Origin of the sequence: Umezawaea tangerina (assembly GCF_003002815.1) — a bacterium.
In the GTDB taxonomy this organism is placed as follows: Bacteria; Actinomycetota; Actinomycetes; order Mycobacteriales; family Pseudonocardiaceae; genus Umezawaea; species Umezawaea tangerina.
The window spans coordinates 24,244-42,420 of record NZ_PVTF01000021.1 but is presented as its reverse complement, the minus strand read 5'-3'; the positions used below and the strand labels follow the sequence as shown (position 1 = coordinate 42,420).

The window sequence follows — 18,177 nt, the reverse complement described above, 5'->3', positions numbered from 1 at the left end:
CAAGGCCGTGAAGTGCTCCGGCCCTACCGGCGCGAGGGCACCTGCATGGCCTAACGTTCGTTCCTCCACAAGGGAACACGGTCCCGACGAGAGGGGTGCGGAGTGGGTGCGACGGGACTGGCGGGCAGGCTGGCCGCGGCGCGCGCCGGAGCACTGGTGGGCCGCGAGCCCGAGCGGGACGTGCTCGACCGGATGCTGGCCGGGGCGGCGGACGCCCCGCTCGTGGCCTACCTGCACGGACCGGGTGGCATCGGCAAGTCCTCGCTGCTGCGCCACGCCGCGCGGCAGGCGGAGGTCGCGGGCCGCCGTGTGGTGCACGTCGACGCGCGGTTCCTGGACGCGGACCCGCGGCGCATCGAGGAGGCCGCCGCCCTGGTGTGCGTCGAGCCCGGCGCGGTCCTGCTCATCGACTCCTTCGAGCACTGCCAGCAGCTCGAACCGTGGCTGCGCGACACCTTCCTGCTCCGGCTCGCGGAGGGCGCGCTCGTGGTCCTCGCCAGCCGCGTCGCCCCCGACACCGACTGGACGCTGGACCCCGGCTGGGCGCCGCTGTTCGCCGAGCTGGCCGTGCGACCGCTCGACGCCGCCCAGTCCGACGCCCTGCTGGCGTCCCGCGGTGTCGCCGCGGAGCGCCGCGACGCCATCGTCGCCTTCGCCGGGGGCAGCCCGCTCGCGCTCTCGCTCGCCGCCTCCGTGCCCGTCGAGGCGCCCAACGCGCTGTGGCGGCCCACCGGCGACGTGCTGACCACGTTGGTCGAACGGCTGGTCGGCGAGCTGCCGAGCGCGGCGCACCGGCGTGCGCTGGAGGTCGTCGCACGGGCCTACGTCACGCGCGAGTCGCTGCTGCGGGCGGTGCTGGGCGACGAGGACACCGCGACGGTGTTCCCCTGGCTGCGCCAGCTGCCCTACGTCGAGGCCACCCCCGAGGGGCTGCACCCCCACGACGCGGTGCGCGCCACGCTGGAGGCCGACCTGCGGTGGCGCGACCCGGAACGCTACGAGGACGTGCGCGTCCGCGTCTCGGTCGCCTGCCTGCACGCCGTGCGCGCCGCCTCCGAGCACGACGCCCTGCTGCGCGTGGCCGAGTGGATGTTCCTCTTCCGCGACCACGGCGACCTGTACGACTGGCACGTGCACCCCCATGTCGAGGACACCGCCCTGCGGCCCGAAGACGTGCCGGACGTCCTGCGCCTGATGACCGAGGCGGAGAACGCCGCCTCGGCGACCGCGGTCGCGCACTGGGCGCGCCGCCAGCCACAGGGCTTCCGCGTCTACCGCTACGCCGGCTCGGCCACACCGATCGGGTTCATGGCCGTCCTGCGGCTGGAGGCGGCGCTGCCCGAAGACCGGGCCGCGGACCCGGTGGTCGACCAGGTCTGGGGCTTCGTCGAGGCCGTCGCTCCCCTGGCCCCCGGCGAGCACCTGGGCATCCGCCGCTTCGCCGTGCAACCCGGCGCCCACCAACGACCCTCGCCCCTCATGGACCTCATCAGCAGGCGCACCATCGCCGCCGAGATGCGGACCCGCGGCCGCGCGGTGACCTTCACCGTCTTCGAGGACGCCGACCTGTGGCGGCGCTACCTCGCCGACGCCGGGATGCTGGAGGTCGTGGCGGTCGACGTCGGCGGCCGCCGCCAGCACGTCTTCGGCCGCGACTGGCGGCGGCAACCGGTCGAGCAGTGGGTCGAACACCGCGCCCGAGCCCTGGCCGAACCCGTCGCGGGCTGGCCGGGCACGGTCCCGGCCCCGACCGACGACCTGCCGCGCGCCGCCTTCGAGGAGGGCGTGCTCGAGGCGCTGCGCACCTGGCGCAACCCCCGCCAGTTCGCCACCAGCGTCCTGCTCCGCTCCCGCCTCGTCCCACCCGGTTCGACCGACCCCGTCGCGGACCTGCGCGACGCCGTCACGACCGCCCTCGACGCCCTCCAGGTCGACCCCGCGGGCGTGAAGGCGCACGAGGCGCTCACCGCCACCTACTTCACGACCTCCCGCACCCACAAGGCCACCGCCCGACGCCTGGGCCTGCCCTACGGCACCTACCGCCGCCACCTCGCCCTCGCCAAGGAACGCCTCGTCGACCAGCTCCTGCGCCAGACGGGGTCGTCACCGGAGGCGTGAGGTGACCGCTGGAGCGCGGCTGGTCGCGCCGTGCAGGGCGGGCAGGAGACCCGCCACGGCACCACCGCCGGACTCGAGAAGTGCCACCCGCGGGTTCACGTCCGGCAGCCAACCGTCGCCCAGCGCAACCTCCACAGTGGCCACCACACGCCCATCAAGCCGCCGAGCAGCCCCACTAGGGTCGTCTCCCCGACGAGCTGGCCGAGCACGTGAACCGGTCGGGTTCCACCGCGCGGCGCGAGCCGATCTCCGTCAGATGAGCCACGATTACAGACGGCCCTCTCCCAGGGACCGACTGGCTGCACGGATCGGCTGGGAGACAGATGCGTCCACCCCACTGGTGATGCCGGATGCGGACAGGTCACTTCGCTCATGCGTCGAGCACGGCCACGGTTTGTCCACCGGTCTTACCCGAGCGGATGCCGACCACCAGCCCCTTCGGAGACTTCCTCGATCAAGCAACCCGCTCGTACCTGAGCCGTGTTCAGTTCCTTCCTGCTCCGCCGAGCTGCTAACGATCTTCCGTCACGCGGCGACCCACAGTGGGAGTTGCCGACTGCGATGACACGCCACTGGGAGAAGTTCGCCATGCCCGACGAGATCGACCAGCACTTCGACTCGATCCAGCGAGAACAACAGCGCTTGCAAGCGTGGACAGCGTGGACCTCGAAGTACACAGTCCATCGCCACAGCGCGATCGAGCGGTGGCCACTGACCCCTTACAACGGCCCCTACCTTGATCTCGTCACCAATTTCGTGACACGAGCCCTGGCGGCGGGGATGGGTAGACAAGCACTACTCATGCGCGGACCGCACAACGAGTTGCACGCCGCCTCGCTCCTTGAACCATCCGTCGCCTCAATTGCGACTCCGTTGGGCAAGATCGATCACGCTTGGTGGAAGCCACAGCGACTCCAGTACAGGGAATGGAAACGGATCCTGTGGGCCCAGCGAGCCGACCTTGCGAAGGACGTCGAACAGGTGAACAGAGACCTGCGACTTGCTGGTCGTGCCGCCACTCTCCTGGAAATGCCGGTAGACACAGCCGGGGAATGCTCTCGCAATGCCCACCTCTGCGTTTCCGACTCGGAACTGTACGTCCACTACTACGGGACCGTGCCCAGATGGGCCGATCGCGACACCTTCGCGGCCGTCTGCGCACGGACGCTCCTGGACGCTCAAAAGCACCGCAACTCCGCCTGACGCCCTCGAACGTGGTTTGAAGTTGGGCGTCGTCGAACGCACATCAAGGTCGACGACACCGGTTCCTGAACTACGCAGGCTGGACCGACCGGCGCCAGTGGTCATTCCCCGCCGGGCGGGACAGGGTGACGGTGGTGGGGGTGAGCTCGGCGTAAGCGGTCCGACCGCGGTGACCTCGTTGTGCCGTCCGGTGAACAGCGGCCGCCACCCGACAGCGCAGCGGGCGAGGTCCTCTTGCGACACCCACCCCCGCCGCACCCGGTACCGGTTGTCCACGGTGAGCACGCCACCCCGAGCGGTCCCGGCCGACGGGGCATGAACTCCAGGTGTCACCGCAGCTCGCTTACCCGTGCGACCAGGCGATGACGTGCCGGGCGGTGGCCAAGCCTCCCGGTGGTCGGGTCACCAACCCGAAGCCGTCACGCCGTCCACCGCCGCCCGCACCCGCACGTACCGGGCGGTGGCGGGCCACAACCGCACCGTCGTGGCCGCTGTGCCGGTGAAGGTCCCCGACGCCACCGCGCTCCCCCACGACGAGCCGTCGGTGCTCACGTGCACCTCGTACGGTCCGGCCTGCCGAGGCCGGCAGGTGACCGCCGTGACCGTCCGCGCCTGCCCGACGTCCACCCGCACCTCACCGGCGGACGCCGTCGAGGTGCCGGCCAACGTCCCGGATCCCATGACGGGGTCGGACGTGCTCTCCGCGCCGTTCTCCACGTGCCCGGCGAAACGGCGCACGAACCCGTCGGGGCCGGACGCGGTCAGGTCGTACCAGCCCGACGTCCGCCCGACGGAGAACCAGTCCTCGACGGTCGCACCGGGCCCGGCGGTGTAGGTCCACGGCCCGCCCGCGCGGTTGCCCACCCGGACGGTCAGCGTGCACGCGGCCTTCCCGCTGTTGGTCATCGCCAACCACACCAGGCCGTCCGCGGGCGCGTACCGCATCGTCACCTCGGGGTTGGCCCCGCCCGAGGTCGCCACGACCCGGTCACCCGCGAACCGGCGCAGGAAACCGTTGGGCCCCAACACCGTCAGGTCGTAGGACCCGGTCGGCGTCCCCGCCTGCCAGTAGTCGGTCAGCGTCCGCCCGGCCCCGACGGTGTAGCGCCACGGCCCGTCCGTGCGGAAAGCGTTGGCGTAGACGGAGAAGTGCGCTCCCGCCTCGCCCGACGACGTGAAGTCCACCCAGAACTTCTCCGCCGTCACCCGCCCCGACACCGACAGCACGTACGGCAACGGCCGGGCTGGCCGCACACCCGGCTCCTGCACCGGCATCACCTGCGCACCAGGGGGTGTGGGCGAGGTGGGCCGCGGTCCGGACGTCGGCACCGGCGCGGGCAACGCCGGACAGGTCCCCGTCCCCGACAGGTCCAGCGCCGAGGTCAGGTCGCCGCACACCGCGCGCCGCCACGGCGAGATGTTCGGCTCGGCGACACCCGTCCAGCGCTCCAACAGCCGCAGCACCGACGTGTGGTCGAACACCTCCGAGCACACCTTCCCACCGCGGCTCCAGGGAGACACCACCAGCAGCGGCACCCGCTGCCCCAGCCCGATGGGCCACCCGTCGTAGATCTCGTCGGCCACCGCCGCCGTGGAGAGCCCCTGCGACGGCGACACCGGCGGCGCGGGCTGCGGGACGTGGTCGAAGAACCCGTCGTTCTCGTCGTAGTTGAGCAGGAACACCGTCTTGCGCCACACCTCCGGGTTCGCCGCGATCGCGTCCAGCACCCGCTTCACCAGCTCGGCCCCGGTGTTCGGCCCCCAGTCCGGGTGCTCGCTCTGCGACTCCGGCGCCACCACCCACGACACCGCGGGCAACCGCCCCGCCGCGACGTCCGCCCGGAACACCGACGCCAGCTCCCCCGTCCGCTGCCGCGCCAGCCCCCGGTCGTAGAGCGACCGGTCCGCCGCGGACAACGCCGCCACGCCCTTGTCCAGCTGCGCCAGCAGTTCCTCCCGCCGCGCCGCCGAGGCCGAGGCCACGTCGTAGTAGAAGTACTCCAGCTTCGCGTACGCCTTGCCCGCCGAGTCCTTCGTCGCCGCCAACGCCTTGCGCCCCACCGCGAGGAACGACGCGAAGTAGTCCAACGAGTTGTCGCCGTAGTTGTCCCACTCCTGGTACACCCGCCACGACCGCCCGGCCTGCTGCAACCGCTCCGCGTAGCTCGTCCACGTGTACCCGGTGTGGCCGGGGTTCTGCCAGCTGTCGTTGCCGATCGCCCGCTTCGTGGTGCCCGGCTCGTAGCCGATCGTCCCGGAGAACAGGTAGAAGCGGTTCGGGTTCGTCGGTCCCGCCTCCGAGCAGTGGTAGGCGTCGCACACCGTGAACGCGTCGGCCAACGCGTGGTAGAACGGCAGGCCCGCGCGATCCAGGTGCGTCATCGTCCGCACCCCCTTCTGCGCCACCCACTGGTCGTGCCGCCCGTCGTTCCAGGCCCGGTGCCCGTCCGCCCACCCGTGCGGCGTCCCCGACATGAACTCGTCGCCCACCCGGTACGGGAGCAGGTGCCCGGACCCGTTGGGCTGGCGGAACACCGGACCGCCGTCGGGCAGCGTGATCGCCACCGGGTCGTTGAACCCGCGCACCCCGCGCAACGTGCCGAAGTAGTGGTCGAACGACCGGTTCTCCTGCATGAACACCACCACGTGCTCCACCGCGTCCAACCCGCCCGCGGGAGCCTCCATCGCCAGTGCCCGTCGCAGGCTGACCGGCAACAGGGCCAACCCGGAACCCGCGGCGGCGGCCTTCAGCAGGGAACGGCGTTTCATCACATCTCCTCGTCCGGGCGCAGGGCGGCGCCCGGCGATGCTCACCGCACCGGGTTAACCCGGCATGACCACCGGCAGGCATCGACAAGCACCCTCCATGACAACCTGCCGGCCCGTCCCGAACCCGATCAACGGGCCGGAAGTCGGGCTTCCGCCCTCCCGCGACCAAGCACGTCCCGGCACCGGGATGTGGGACGGCATCGACAGCGGATCAGGCGCTCGTCGAGTCCGACGAGGCTGTCGCGGCAGCGCTCAACGCCGGGACGCGCCGACCCCGCCGCCCGACCAGTCCTGCCGGCTCAGCTGGTCCAGCAGGGCGATCTCGGCCCGGCCCGGTGAGGGGCGGAGACCCGCGATCACCGGCTCGGAGAGGTTCGGGCGGAGCGGACGGGTCAGGTGCTCGAAGCCGTCGGGGATCGCGGAGGACGGCGCGACGGTGACGCCGAGGCCTTCCGCGGCGAGCCGCACCGCGGTGGAGATCTGCGAGGCCCGGCCGACCGTCCGCGGGGCGGGGCCGCGACCGGCGAGCAGGCCCGCCAGGTACTCGTCGAGCTTGCTGCCGCGGCGGAAGCGCACCCACCCCTCGTGGGCCAGGTCCTCGAGGAGGAGCGGCTTGTCCCGGCGCAGCAGCGGGTGGCCCTCCGGCAGCACGGCGACGTAGGACTCCCTGCCCAGCGGGTGGACGTCGAAGGTGCACCCGGACGGGATCTCGTGCACCAGGACCATGTCGAGCGTGCCCAGGCGCGTGAGCCGCTCCATGTCGGCGGGGTCGGGCTCCTCGTGGATCGTCACCTCCAGGTGGGGGTGACGGCGGCGCAGCTCGCCGAGTGCGCGCGGCAGCACGCGGGTCCCGAGTCCCAGGTAGACGGCGATGACCAGCTCGCCCGTCAGGTCGGCGTCGGCGGAGCGGGCGGCCGTGAGCGCGCGCCGGGACGCGGTGGTGGCGACCTCCGCCTCCACCAGGAAGGCCCGGCCCGCCGCCGTCGGCAGCATCCCCTGCGGGGTCCGGGTGAACAGGCGCACCCCGACCTGCTTCTCCAGCGTGCCGATCTGCTGGGACAGCGAGGGCTGCGCCACCCCCAGCCGCTCGGCCGCCGCCGTGATGCTGCCCTCCTCGGCCACGGTAAGCGCGTACTCGTACTGCCGCAGGTTCATCGGAGCCGCCTCGCCACATAGAAGTGTTCTATGTGAATCATAGCAAGCGACTCTTTGCGCCTATGTCGACTACTTGCGTACCTTCTGAATTGCACAGCCGATCCGGGAAAAGCGCGGAATGACCGCGCCTCCCGACAATGGCGCTCGCGTCCACCGACGCGCGCCACACCAGAAAGGCCGAACAAAGCCATGAGCTCGACGAAGAAGAACGTCCTGATCACCGGAGCGGGATCACGGGGCGGAATCGGCTCCGCGATCGCGCACGCGTTCGCCCGTGACGGCGCCGTGGTGCTGATCACGGGACGGCACCGGGAGCGCGGGGACGGCGTCGTCGCCGACATCGTCGCGGCGGGCGGTGAGGCCCGGTTCATCCTCGCCGACCTCGCTGACCCCGCCGAGGTCGACCGGCTCGTCAAGGAGGCCGGTGACGTCGACGTCCTCGTCAACAACGCGGCGAGCTACCGGGAGAGCGTCAGGCCGAGCCTCGACCAGGACCTCGACGCGAACGCCGAGTCCTGGGACGTCAACATCCGGGCGGCCTTCGCCCTGACCGCGGGCTTCGCCAGGGGAATGGCCGCCCGTGGCGGCGGCGCCGTCATCAACATCAGCAGCATCGCCGGCGCGCGTCACATGCCGCACATGTCCACCTACGGCGCGCAAAAGGCGGCGATCGAGTCCTACACCAGGTCGTGGGCCACCGAATGGGGTCCCGACAACGTCCGGGTCAACTCCGTCGCGCCGGGCACGGTGGCGAGTGAGAACGTGACCGAGTTCATGGGCGCCGAGGAATTCCGGACAATGGCCGAAAGCAATCCGCTAGGCCGTCTCGGCACGCCGGAGGAAATCGCCGAGGTCGTCGTTTTCGTCGCGAGCGACCGCGCGAGCTTCCTGACCGGCCAGACCATCGTCGTGGACGGCGGCCGATTGGCGAGGGCGGTCTGACACCCCGGACGGGAAACGATCCGGGTGGCCGGGCCGTGGATCGGCTCGACCCGGCGGGGAGGTGGACCCGGCGGCGGGAACCGGGCTGTCCGCCGGTCCACACGCCAGCCTGACAGGAACGGACAGGATCGTTGTCGACACGTTCCGTGAGCACCGTTTCGTGGTGCACTGGTCCGCGGCCCGGCCGCGGGGTACCGGTGCCGGAGAGGTGTGCGGGATGAGCCTTCGGCGGCGGATCCACCGTGTCCTGCTGGTGATCGTGGCGATGTGCGGCGTGGTCATCGGTGTGCCTCCGGGGACGGCGGGAGCCGCGCAGGCACCGTCGCTCCGGTTCGCGAACCCGTCGAGCCAGGAGCTGTACGGCAACGCGTACGCGGCCGCGCTGGACAACCTGCTGCGGGTGAACACGTTGGGCTACGACTCGCGCTACAACCGGAGCGGCCTGCAGGACCCGGCGGTCGGCTTCGTCCGCGCGGGTGGTGGCTACCAGCAGCCGTGGACCCGCGACGCGTCGGTCAACAGCTGGAACGCCACCAGTCTGCTGTCGCCCGCACTGGCCGAGAACACGCTGTGGGCCGTGGTGGACAAGGACTCCGCGGGCGCTCTGCGCGTGCAGCAGGACGACCAGCAGTGGGACCAGGTCATCTGGCTCACCGCAGCGTGGAACCACTACCTCGTCACCGGCGACCGGGCGTTCCTCGACAACGCCTACCGCACCGCCAAGAACACCCTGGCGATCCGCGAACGCGCGGGCTCGGCGGGCTTCAACGCCACCTACGGGTTGTTCGTCGGCGCCTCGTTCTTCAACGACGGCATCGCCGGTTACCCCGCTCCGCCCGCCGACGCGACCGAGTCGGTCAGCACCGGCAGCATGCCGTGGCCCGGTGTGGCGAGCGGGATGTACCTGAGCACCAACGAGGTCTACTACGCCGCGTACGTCAACGCGGCGAACATGGCCGACCGGGTGGGGCAGTCGCAGGACGCCGCCGGCTACCGCACCAAGGCGGCGGCGCTCAAGACCGCGATCAACCGGTACTTCTGGAACGCCCAGACGGGGCTGTACAACTACCAGCTGCTCGCGAACGGGACGCCCGGTGCCTACCAGGAGGGCACCGGGCTCGCGTTCGCGCTGCTCTTCGACATCGCGACCCCGGCGCAGGCGCAGTCGATCATCTCGCGCGCCCGTTCCATGACGTGGGGCATGCCCGACACCTACCCGAACTGGGACCGCTACTCCGACGCGCAGCCCGGCAGGCACAACGCGATCATCTGGCCGCTGGTCCAGGGGCTGTGGGCCAAGGCGCTGGCGCGTCAGGGAAACCAGAGCGGGTTCGCCGCGGAGGTGACGCGGCTGGCGAAGCTGGCGAACAACAACAGCGGCTTCTGGGAGATCTACAACGGCAACACCGGCGTCGTCGACGGCGGCTACCAGAGGCTCGGGGACACGGTGAAGTTCCACTGGGGCTCCGAACCCGACCAGACCTGGTCCGCCACGGCGTTCCTCGACATGGTCCACACCGGACTGTTCGGCCTGCGGCCCACCGACCAGGCGCTGACCTTCGCGCCGAACCTGCCCGCGGGCTGGGGCGACGTGACCCTGCAGAACCTGCGTTACCGCGACGCCGACCTGACCATCACCCTGCGCGGAGCCGGCACCACGATCGGCTCGGTGAAGGTCGACGGTCAGCAGGCCCGCGCCGAGATCCCCGCCTCGCTCACGGGCGCGCACACCGTCGAGATCACGCTGACGGGAGCGGCCGCCGGTGACCGCGACGGCGACGGGGTGCCCGACGCGCAGGACCGCTGCTCCGACATCGGCGGCCCGGTCTCCGGTTGCCCGTCACCGGCTCGGCTGGACGCGGAGGACGCCCGCAACACCGGCGGCGTCAAGACCAACGACAACCACACCGGGTACTCCGGCCGCGCCTTCGTCGACGGGTTCTGGGCTCAGGGCGCCGCGTCGTCGTTCACGGTGCACCGCGCGTCGGCCGGGCAGGGCACCGGTTCGGTCACCCTGAGGTACGCGAACGCCAACAGCGACGCGCGCACGATGACGCTGTCGGTGGACGGTCGCGCGGTGCGGCAGGTGAGCTTCCCGAAGGTCTCGGACAGCTGGGACGCCTGGGGCACCGCGACTTTCGACGGCGTGCCGGTGAGCGGGCTCGACCCGGTGGTGACGTTCTCCTACGGGGCGGCCGACACCGGGAGGGTCAACCTCGACTGGCTCGGCTACAGCGGCTCGTGACCACAGCGGTCCAGGGGCGCCGCCCCAGGACGACCTCGTCCAACGCCGCCCCCGTTGGAGGCGCTTCATCCTGAGGTCGTAGGCGGGAAGGCGACCGCGGTCGGACGCGTGACGATCCGTACGGCGAGCACCATCTCCTCCGTGCAGAACGTCACCTGCGTCCGAGGAGCGTCATGATCCGCAGAACGACAGTGCTCATCGTCGTCGGCGTCACCGCGATCGCCGCGGCGGCGACCGGTGTGGCCTTGGCCGAGACGAACGCCGCGAACACCGCGGAGCACGGTGCGGGCGCCATCGCCTGGCAGCCCTGCCCCACCGGCGACGTCGCCCTCGAGTGCGGCCGGGTGACGGTGCCGGTCCACTGGCGGAAACCCGACGGCGGCACCATCTCCCTCAAGGTCGCCCGCCTCCCCGCGACCGGCAGGCGGCTCGGGTCGGTGGTGGTCAACCCCGGCGGCCCCGGCATCCCCGGCACCCGGTTCCTGGTCGGTTACGCGACCAGGTTCGGCACCGCGCTGCGCTCGTCCTTCGACATCGTCTCCTGGGACCCGCGCGGCGTCGGCGAGTCGGCCCCGATCGGCTGCCCCGGCATCCCCAGGGACTCCGGTGACGTCCCCGCATCGGTCACCGAGCGGGAGCGGTTCGAGCAGGCCACCGCCACCTGGGCCACCGCGTGCCGCGACGCCGTGGGGCCGCTGTTCGACACCGTCGACACCGTGAGCACCGTGCGGGACCTCGACCAGCTGCGCAGGCAGTTGGGCGAGAGGAAGCTCAACTACTACGGGGTGTCCTACGGCACCCGCATCGGGCAGTTCTACGCCGACCTCTTCCCGGACCGGGTCGGTCGCATGACGATCGACTCGGTGGTCGACACCACCAGCCAGAACGCGGAGTTCGTCGACGGCGCGGCGCGCGCCAAGGAAGAGGCGTTCGCCGACTACGTCGCGACCTGCGCGGACCGCGCAGGGTGCCCGCTGACCGGGATGACGCTGCCGGACGTGCGGTCCCGGCTGGTCCCCCTCATCGCCGAGGAACCCGCCGTCGGCGGCGAGATCGTCGGCGACCTGACCTCCCCCGCGTCCTGGCCGAAGATCGACGAGCACCTGACCAAGGTCCTCGCGGGCACCTACCAACCGGAGGAAGGCCCCGACGTCTCCGGTGACGTGCTCAACGACGACGTGAACTGCCTCGACGTGCCCGATCACCGGTCGGCGCGGCAGGTCGTCGACGACAGCGCGCTCGCGGCGGACCGCTACCCGCTCTTCGGCAGGCTGTTCGCCGCCACCACGGTGTGCAACCGGTGGCCCGCGCCGGCCACCTACCGGCCGCACCGGATCACCGCACCGGTCCCGGTCCTGGTCCTGGTCGTCGGCACGACGCACGACACCGCCACCCCGTACGACTGGGCGGTGCGCGCGGCGGAGAACCTGGGCACGGGCAGGCTGTTGACGCGCCGGGCCACCGACCACGGCGCCTACGGCAAGACCGACTGCGTCACCACGGCCGTCGACCGGTTCTTCGTCGACGGCGCGCTCCCGCCGGTCGGGCAGGTGTGCGTGGGCTGACCCGAGGACGGGCGGGTGTACCGGGGATGGCTCCCCGGTCAGCCCGCCCGTCCCAGGCACCACCGCGGTTCGAGCCTGCCCTCCCCTGCCTCCCGGCTCCCGTGCGCCTCAAACGTCGCGAGCGCCTCCGCCCAGGCCGCGCGGGAGCCGGGCGCGTCGCCGGTCATGGCCAGCGCACCGGACACGTCCCGCAGCGTGCGCGCCCGCCACAGGGGCAGGTCGAGCCCGGTCCACCACTGCAGGGATCGGTCGAAGTGGCCCAGGGCGGCCTCCGGGCTGCCGACGGCGAGCTCGCGCTCACCGAGGGTGCGCAGGACCAGGGCCTGTCCGAAGCCGTCCTTGAACTCGTGGCAGGTCCGCAGGCAGTCGGTGAGCCAGCCGAGGACCCTGGCTCCGCGTCCCTGGCGGATGAGCACCTTGGCCAGCGACTGGGTGGCGTAGGCGAGCATGTGCTGGTCGCCGATCTCGGTGAGCGTGCGGCGCGCCGACTCGCACGCGCGTTCGGCGTGGTCGAGCTCGCCCGCGGCCCGGTGGGCGATGCCGGTCGAGCGGGTGGCGAGGGCCTGGCCGAAGCGGTCGTCCAGGTCGCGGTACGCGGCGACGGCGCGTCCGCACTCCTCGATGGCGGCGGGCAGGTGGCCCAGCTCGATCAGGGTCATCGCCCGGTTGTGCGTCGCCCGCGCGGTCAACTGGGGCTCGCTCAGGGAGCTCAGCACGGGCGTCAGGTCCTCCAACGTGGAGAGCGTGACCCGCAGTCGTCCCCATTCGCGTTGGGCGCTGGACAGCTTCAGCTGGGCGACCGCCCGGCCGTAGTCGTCGCCGACCTCCGCGTAGACGTCCCGCGCCCGCTCCAGGTAGCCCACCGCCTCCTCCAACCGGTCCTGCTCGAAGCGCAGGTTGCCCAGCCCGACGAGCAAGGAGGCCTCGCTGGAGCGGTCCCCGGCGCGGTGCACGGCGTCGAGCGCCGTGGCGTGCGCGTGCCACCAGTGGCTGAAGTGGTCGCGCACGGTGAAGGCGGAGGAGGACAACGTGGCGGCCAGCGTCGCCGCCGGGGCGGCCAAGCCCAGTTCCGAGGCCCGCTCGACCAGGCCGACCAGCACGACGCCCTCGGCGTCCAACCAGGCCGTGGGGTTGGTCCGCAACCTGCGGGTGACCCCCTCGTCGAGCGCGACCCGGCCCAGGTGCCGGGTCAGCTGCGGCGCGGTCCCGCGGGGCATGTGGTTGGTGGCGTACTCCACGAGCGCGGCGGCGTACCGGGCGCAGCGCTCCACCACCTCGGGCTCGACGTCGCGTTGCGCCTGCTCGCCGCAGAACTCGCGGACCAGGTCGTGCAGCGCGTAGCGGACCGCTCCGGTGCCGTCCGGGGCGGCGGTGTCCACCAGGGTGGCGTCGACGAGGCGTTCGAGGACCTCGTCGGCGGCCTGCGGGGACACGTCGAGCAGGGCGGCCACCAGCCAGCCGGAGAAGTCCGTGACCCCGAGCAGGCCCAGTCGCCGCAAAGCGGTCCGCTCCAGCTCGCCGAGCCCGTCGTAGCTGAGCAGCAGGCTGCCGCGAACCGCGAGGTCGCCCAGCACCAGCTCGTTGAGCAGGCGGTGCTGCGCGCGCAACCGACCCCGCAGCTCGGCGATCGGCCACCGCGGCCGCGCTGCCAGCTTGGCCCCGACGATCCGCACCGCCAGCGGCAGGTAGCCGCACAGCCGCACGATGTCCGCGGCCTGGTCCCGTTGCGCCGCAACGCGTTCCCGGCCGGCCAGGGACTCCAGCAGCGCCAGGGCCTCCTCGTCGGCGAACATGGGCAGGTCCACGTGCACGGCCCCCGCCATCGCGCCGAGGCGCCGCCGACCGGTGACCAGGACCGCGCAGCCCTCGGTGCCGGGCAGCAGCGGACGCACCTGCTCCTCGTCGGCGGCGTCGTCGAGCACGACCAGCGTGCGGCGCCCGGCGAGCAGGGAGCGGAACAGCGCGGCCCGATCCTCGACGCCACCGGGAACGTCGTCCTCCGACACGCCCAGTGCGTGCAGGAACCGCGACAGCACAACGGAGGGCTGCTGCGGCGCGGCGGTGGCTCCGTGCAGGTTGACGTACAGCTGGCCGCCGGGGAAGTCCGCCCGCACGAGGTGCGCGACCCGGACGGCCAGCGAGCTCTTCCCCGATCCCGGCTTGCCCGCGATGGCGCCGACCACCACGGCGGGTTGTCGGGTGAGCAGGTGCCCGGCCAGCCGCGCGACCTCGTCCTCGCGGCCGGTGAAGTCGGAGATGTCCGGTGGCAGCTGGGCGAGCACCGGAACGGCGTGCCGCCGTTCGACGCGTCGCCGCCCCTCGCCGCGCAGCACCCTGGCGTGCGCCGCCCGCAGCTCCGGGCCGGGATCGACCCCCAGCTCGTCGCGCAGGAGCGTGCGCCCCTCCTCGTAGCAGCGCAGCGCCTCGGCGGTGCGGCCCGCCTGGTGCAGCGCCAGCATCAGCAGGCCGCGCAGGCGTTCCCGTTCGGCGTGCCCGGCGACCAGCCCGGTCAGCTCGGCGACAAGCTCCGCGCCCTCCCCCATTGCCAGGCGCGCGTCGGTCAGGTCCTCGACGGCGGCCAACCGCGCTTCCGCCAGGCGGGCGCGCTCGGCCTCGGCCCACTCGCCGTCCACGTCGAGCAGAGCGGGGCCGGTCCACAGGTCCAGGGCGGCGCGCAGCAGGTCGGCCGCGGGACCGAACCTGTTCTCGCCCAGCAACCGCCTGCCCGCGGACGACTGCTCGGCGAACACGTGGGCGTCGACCCGCACCCGGTCGCCGACCAGCACGTAACCGGCGGACCGACGGGCCACCGCCTCGCCGCCGAGCACCGTGCGGACCGCGGACACCAGGCTGTGCAGGCGGGCCCTCGGATCGGCGGGCAGGTCGTCGCCCCACAGCGCGGAGATCAGCGCGTCGGCCGACACGACCCGTCCCGCGTCGACCGCGAGCACAGCCAGCAGTGCCTTGGGTTTGCGGCCCGTGATCGGTACTTCCCCACCGTCCCGACGGGCCTGCACGGGCCCCAAGACGCAGATGTCCACACGCTCCCCCTCCCCCGCCGCGAATCATGGTGAGGGGTCTGAGCGGTGTCAAGGAAACCTGCGGCGGGCGAGCAGAAACCGCGCAGGAATCGGGAAGGGCGCCCGGCGACGCTGTCGCCATGACGCAGACACCAACCATCCAACGGCGCAGGGGGCGTGGCAGACGCGCACTCGCCTGCCTGCTCACCGCGGCGGGCCTCCTGGTGAGCGGGCTGAGCGCGGGCGCGCCATCCGCGACCGCGGCTCCGGCGAGCTCGGTCGGCGGCGCGATCACCAGGGACGAGGTCCTGTCGCGGGCCCAGGACTGGATCGACGAGCACGTGCCCTACAGCCAGTCCCGTTCCTGGACCGACGCCAACGGCACCTACCGGCAGGACTGCTCGGGCTACGTCTCCATGGCCTGGCACCTGCCCAAGCTGCCCGGCGGGGGCGACTACAGCACCGCCACCATCACCCAGGTCACCGACACCATCGCGCGGGGCGACCTCAAGCCGGGCGACGCGCTCTGGCGACGCGACTCCGCCGTGCAGCACATCGGGCTGTTCATCCGCTGGGCGGACGCCGCCCGCACCAGTCCGGTGGTGCGCCAGGAACCCGAGGACGGCAAGTTCGCCGAGGAGGTCACCTGGCCCGCCTCCTACGCCAACACCTTCACCCCGGTGCGCTACAAGAACATCGTCGACAGCTCCCCCGACCCGCTGCCCGGCTCGGCCTCCTACCGGTACAACGACCAGCAGCTGTCGTTCGCCCGCGGCTCCGACGGCACGTTGCAGCACTACTGGTGGATCCCCGGCGAGGGCACGCGCCACGACTCCTGGGGCGGCCAGATCGTGGGCCAGCCCACCGGGTTCGTCTACGGCAACCAGCAGCACGTGTTCGCCCGAGGCGTCAACGGCACCCTCCAGCACTGGTGGTGGATCGACGACGGCAGCGGCGTGCACTTCGCCGACTGGGGCGGGGAACTGACCTCCGACCCGACCGCGGTGGTGTGGGGCGACCAGCAGCACATCTTCGCCCGCTCCCGGTCGGGCACGCTGGAGCACTGGTGGTGGACCCCGCAGGACGGCCTGCACGTCGCCGACTGGGGCGGGGAGCTGGCGGGCAAGCCGTCCGCGATCTCCTACGGCAACCAGCAGCTGATCTTCGCCCGCGGCTCCGACAACCAGCTGCACCACTGGTGGTGGATCAACGACGGCACCGGCCTGCACTACGACTCGTGGGGCGGCTCGCTCGGCGGGGACCCGGCCGCGATGGTCTGGGGTGACCAGCAGCTGGTGTTCGCCCGCGGCTCCGACGGCACGTTGCAGCACTACTGGTGGATGCCCGACTCCGGTACGCACCACGACTCCTGGGGCGGCCAGATCGTCGGCAGGCCCGCGGCGATGGTGTGGGGCGACCAGCAGCTGGTATTCGCCCGCGGCTCCGACGGCACCCTCCAACACTACTGGTGGATCAGCGGCGAGGGCACCCACCGCGACTCCTGGGGCGGCCAGCTGACCGACGACCCGTCGGCGTTCGCCTACGACAACCAGCAGCACGTGTTCGCCAAGACCACCGACAACTCGCTGTTCCACTGGTGGTGGATCAGCGACGGTACCGGCACGCACACCACGAGTTGGGGCGGGACCCTCGGATGAGAACCACACGACTGATCGCCGTCGCGGCGAGCCTGCTGGCGACCGCGGTACTGCTCGGCGCGCCGACCGCCGGCGCGCAACCCGACACCACACGGGTGCCCGCGGGCGTGGTCATGCCGGCGAACTGCCCGTCGATCCCGCCCGACCGCGACCTCGACGTCACCACCACCGTGCACCAGGTCGGACTCGACCTGGGCGTCTCGGACACGGTCATGCTGTCCGGGTTCGAGACCGGCTGGGTCGAGTCGCACATGAACAACCTGCCCTGCGGCGACCGGGACTCGCTCGGCGTGTTCCAGCAGCGCCCCAGCCAGGGGTGGGGCACGCCCGCGGAGATCATGGACGTCCGGCACGCCTCGACGTCGTACTTCACCCGCGCCATCAACAGCGAGCGCAACCACCCCGCGTACTCCGCCGCCCAGATCGCCTGGGACGTGCAGCGCTCCTGCTGCCCGCAGGCCTACGCCGACGCCCAGGCCAAGGCCCAGTCGCTGCTGGCCGAGGTGGCCGGTTCCGGCACCGTCGACGGCGTGGGCGGCGCCAGGGCGTTCAAGTGGGGCGACCAGCAGCTGATCTTCTCCCGCGGCACCGACGGCGCGTTGCACCACTGGTACTGGATTCCCGGCGAGGGCACCAGGTCGGACTCCTGGGGCGGCACGGTCGTCGGTGAGCCGACCGGGTTCGCCTACGGCAACCAGGAGCACGTCTTCGCCAGGGGTCCGAACAACACCCTGCTGCACTGGTGGTGGATCGACGACGGGTCCGGGCTGCACTTCGCGGACTGGGGCGGCGAGGCCTACGGCGACCCCACCGCGTTCGTCTGGAACGGACAGCAGCACATCTTCGCCAAGAACGCCGCGGGCCAGCTGTTCCACTGGTTCTGGGACCCCACCGACCTCCAGGTGCACACGGTGACCTGGTCCGGCGCACCCGGCGCGTTCGTGGGCGGCCTGTCGTCCTTCGCCTACAAGAACCAGCAGCACGTGGTGGCACGGGGCCCGAACAACACGCTGTACCACTGGTGGTGGGACCAGGCCACCGGCCAGGTCACCTTCGCCGACTGGGGCGGCCAGGCCTACAGCGACCCCACCGCGTTCGTCTGGAACGGACAGCAGCACATCTTCGCCAAGAACGCCGCGGGCCAGCTGTTCCACTGGTTCTGGGACCCCACCGACCACCAGGTGCACACCGTGACCTGGTCCGGCGCACCCGGCACCTTCGTCGGGACGCCGTTCGGGTACTCCTTCGGCAACCAGCAGCACGTGGTCGCGCGGGGCCCGAACAACACGCTGTACCACTGGTGGTGGGACCAGGCCACCGGCCAGGTCACCTTCGCCGACTGGGGCGGCCAGGCCTACGGCGACCCGGTCGCGTTCGTCTACGGGGACCAGCAGCAGATCTTCGCGACCTCGGCTCGCAACACGCTCTACCACTGGTGGTGGACACCGCAGGAAGGCGGGCAGCAGAACGACTGGGGCGGCAACGCCTCCTGATCCGGCAGC

Annotated in this window: 11 protein-coding genes; 7 read left to right on the top strand and 4 right to left on the bottom strand. The window is 72.0% G+C overall.

The annotated features are described in order from the left end of the window. Positions 1-102: 102 nt before the first annotated feature. Positions 103-2,118, top strand: coding sequence for an ATP-binding protein (locus tag CLV43_RS43535; RefSeq protein WP_245887475.1), 2,016 nt, complete (start codon positions 103-105; stop codon positions 2,116-2,118). On the opposite strand, the gene CLV43_RS48295 is transcribed toward CLV43_RS43535, so the two are convergent. Next, on the bottom strand, positions 2,104-2,253 hold the full coding sequence (locus tag CLV43_RS48295) for a hypothetical protein (protein ID WP_170156281.1): 150 nt from the start codon (positions 2,251-2,253) through the stop codon (positions 2,104-2,106). The two genes, CLV43_RS43535 and CLV43_RS48295, sit on opposite strands and share 15 nt — an antisense overlap. A 453-nt stretch (positions 2,254-2,706) precedes the next feature. Here CLV43_RS48295 and CLV43_RS43530 point away from each other — a divergent pair, with 453 nt between their 5' ends. Further along, the gene (locus CLV43_RS43530; RefSeq protein WP_146175141.1) at positions 2,707-3,321 is read left to right on the top strand and encodes a hypothetical protein; all 615 of its coding nucleotides are present in this window, start codon (positions 2,707-2,709) and stop codon (positions 3,319-3,321) included. Positions 3,322-3,723: 402 nt separating this feature from the next. On the opposite strand, the gene CLV43_RS43525 is transcribed toward CLV43_RS43530, so the two are convergent. Both CLV43_RS43525 and CLV43_RS43520 read right to left on the bottom strand, forming a co-directional pair. After that, positions 3,724-6,090 (bottom strand): phosphocholine-specific phospholipase C, encoded by a 2,367-nt coding sequence (locus CLV43_RS43525; protein ID WP_106196337.1) that lies wholly within the window; start codon positions 6,088-6,090, stop codon positions 3,724-3,726. A gap of 252 nt (positions 6,091-6,342) precedes the next feature. Continuing rightward, entirely contained in the window at positions 6,343-7,245 is a 903-nt protein-coding gene (locus CLV43_RS43520; protein ID WP_106196335.1) for a LysR family transcriptional regulator, read from the bottom strand. Between the two features lie 189 nt (positions 7,246-7,434). On the opposite strand from CLV43_RS43520, the gene CLV43_RS43515 reads away from it, so the two are divergent. From CLV43_RS43515 to CLV43_RS43505, 3 genes are all read left to right on the top strand, one after another. Beyond that, on the top strand, positions 7,435-8,187 hold the full coding sequence (locus CLV43_RS43515) for an SDR family NAD(P)-dependent oxidoreductase (RefSeq protein WP_106196333.1): 753 nt from the start codon (positions 7,435-7,437) through the stop codon (positions 8,185-8,187). A 217-nt stretch (positions 8,188-8,404) separates the two neighbouring features. Beyond that, positions 8,405-10,432: an MGH1-like glycoside hydrolase domain-containing protein gene (locus CLV43_RS43510; RefSeq protein WP_146175140.1), complete on the top strand. Its 2,028-nt coding sequence runs from the start codon at positions 8,405-8,407 to the stop codon at positions 10,430-10,432. Positions 10,433-10,605: 173 nt separating this feature from the next. Beyond that, positions 10,606-11,997, top strand: a complete 1,392-nt coding sequence (locus CLV43_RS43505) for an alpha/beta hydrolase (RefSeq protein WP_106196331.1) — start codon at positions 10,606-10,608, stop codon at positions 11,995-11,997. 38 nt (positions 11,998-12,035) lie between these two features. On the opposite strand, the gene CLV43_RS43500 is transcribed toward CLV43_RS43505, so the two are convergent. Continuing rightward, entirely contained in the window at positions 12,036-15,038 is a 3,003-nt protein-coding gene (locus CLV43_RS43500; protein ID WP_106196330.1) for an AfsR/SARP family transcriptional regulator, read from the bottom strand. Between the two features lie 119 nt (positions 15,039-15,157). Here CLV43_RS43500 and CLV43_RS43495 point away from each other — a divergent pair, with 119 nt between their 5' ends. Both CLV43_RS43495 and CLV43_RS43490 read left to right on the top strand, forming a co-directional pair. Then, complete coding sequence (locus CLV43_RS43495) at positions 15,158-16,675, top strand: DUF8189 domain-containing protein (protein ID WP_170156280.1); 1,518 nt, start codon at positions 15,158-15,160, stop codon at positions 16,673-16,675. Next, a complete protein-coding gene (locus CLV43_RS43490; protein ID WP_106196326.1) occupies positions 16,672-18,168 on the top strand; it encodes a PLL family lectin in 1,497 nt (498 codons plus the stop codon). The genes CLV43_RS43495 and CLV43_RS43490 overlap by 4 nt, the downstream gene beginning before the upstream one ends. Positions 18,169-18,177 lie beyond the last annotated feature (9 nt).

Excerpts from the sequence above, each read along its gene's own strand:
- CLV43_RS43520 (WP_106196335.1), bottom strand. The coding sequence starts at position 7,245 with ATGAACCTGCGGCAGTACGAGTACGCGCTTACCGTGGCCGAGGAGGGC.
- CLV43_RS43525 (WP_106196337.1), bottom strand. The coding sequence starts at position 6,090 with ATGAAACGCCGTTCCCTGCTGAAGGCCGCCGCCGCGGGTTCCGGGTTG.
- CLV43_RS43515 (WP_106196333.1), top strand. The coding sequence starts at position 7,435 with ATGAGCTCGACGAAGAAGAACGTCCTGATCACCGGAGCGGGATCACGG.
- CLV43_RS43505 (WP_106196331.1), top strand. The coding sequence starts at position 10,606 with ATGATCCGCAGAACGACAGTGCTCATCGTCGTCGGCGTCACCGCGATC.
- CLV43_RS43490 (WP_106196326.1), top strand. The coding sequence starts at position 16,672 with ATGAGAACCACACGACTGATCGCCGTCGCGGCGAGCCTGCTGGCGACC.
- CLV43_RS43530 (WP_146175141.1), top strand. The coding sequence starts at position 2,707 with ATGCCCGACGAGATCGACCAGCACTTCGACTCGATCCAGCGAGAACAA.
- CLV43_RS43495 (WP_170156280.1), top strand. The coding sequence starts at position 15,158 with ATGACGCAGACACCAACCATCCAACGGCGCAGGGGGCGTGGCAGACGC.
- CLV43_RS43510 (WP_146175140.1), top strand. The coding sequence starts at position 8,405 with ATGAGCCTTCGGCGGCGGATCCACCGTGTCCTGCTGGTGATCGTGGCG.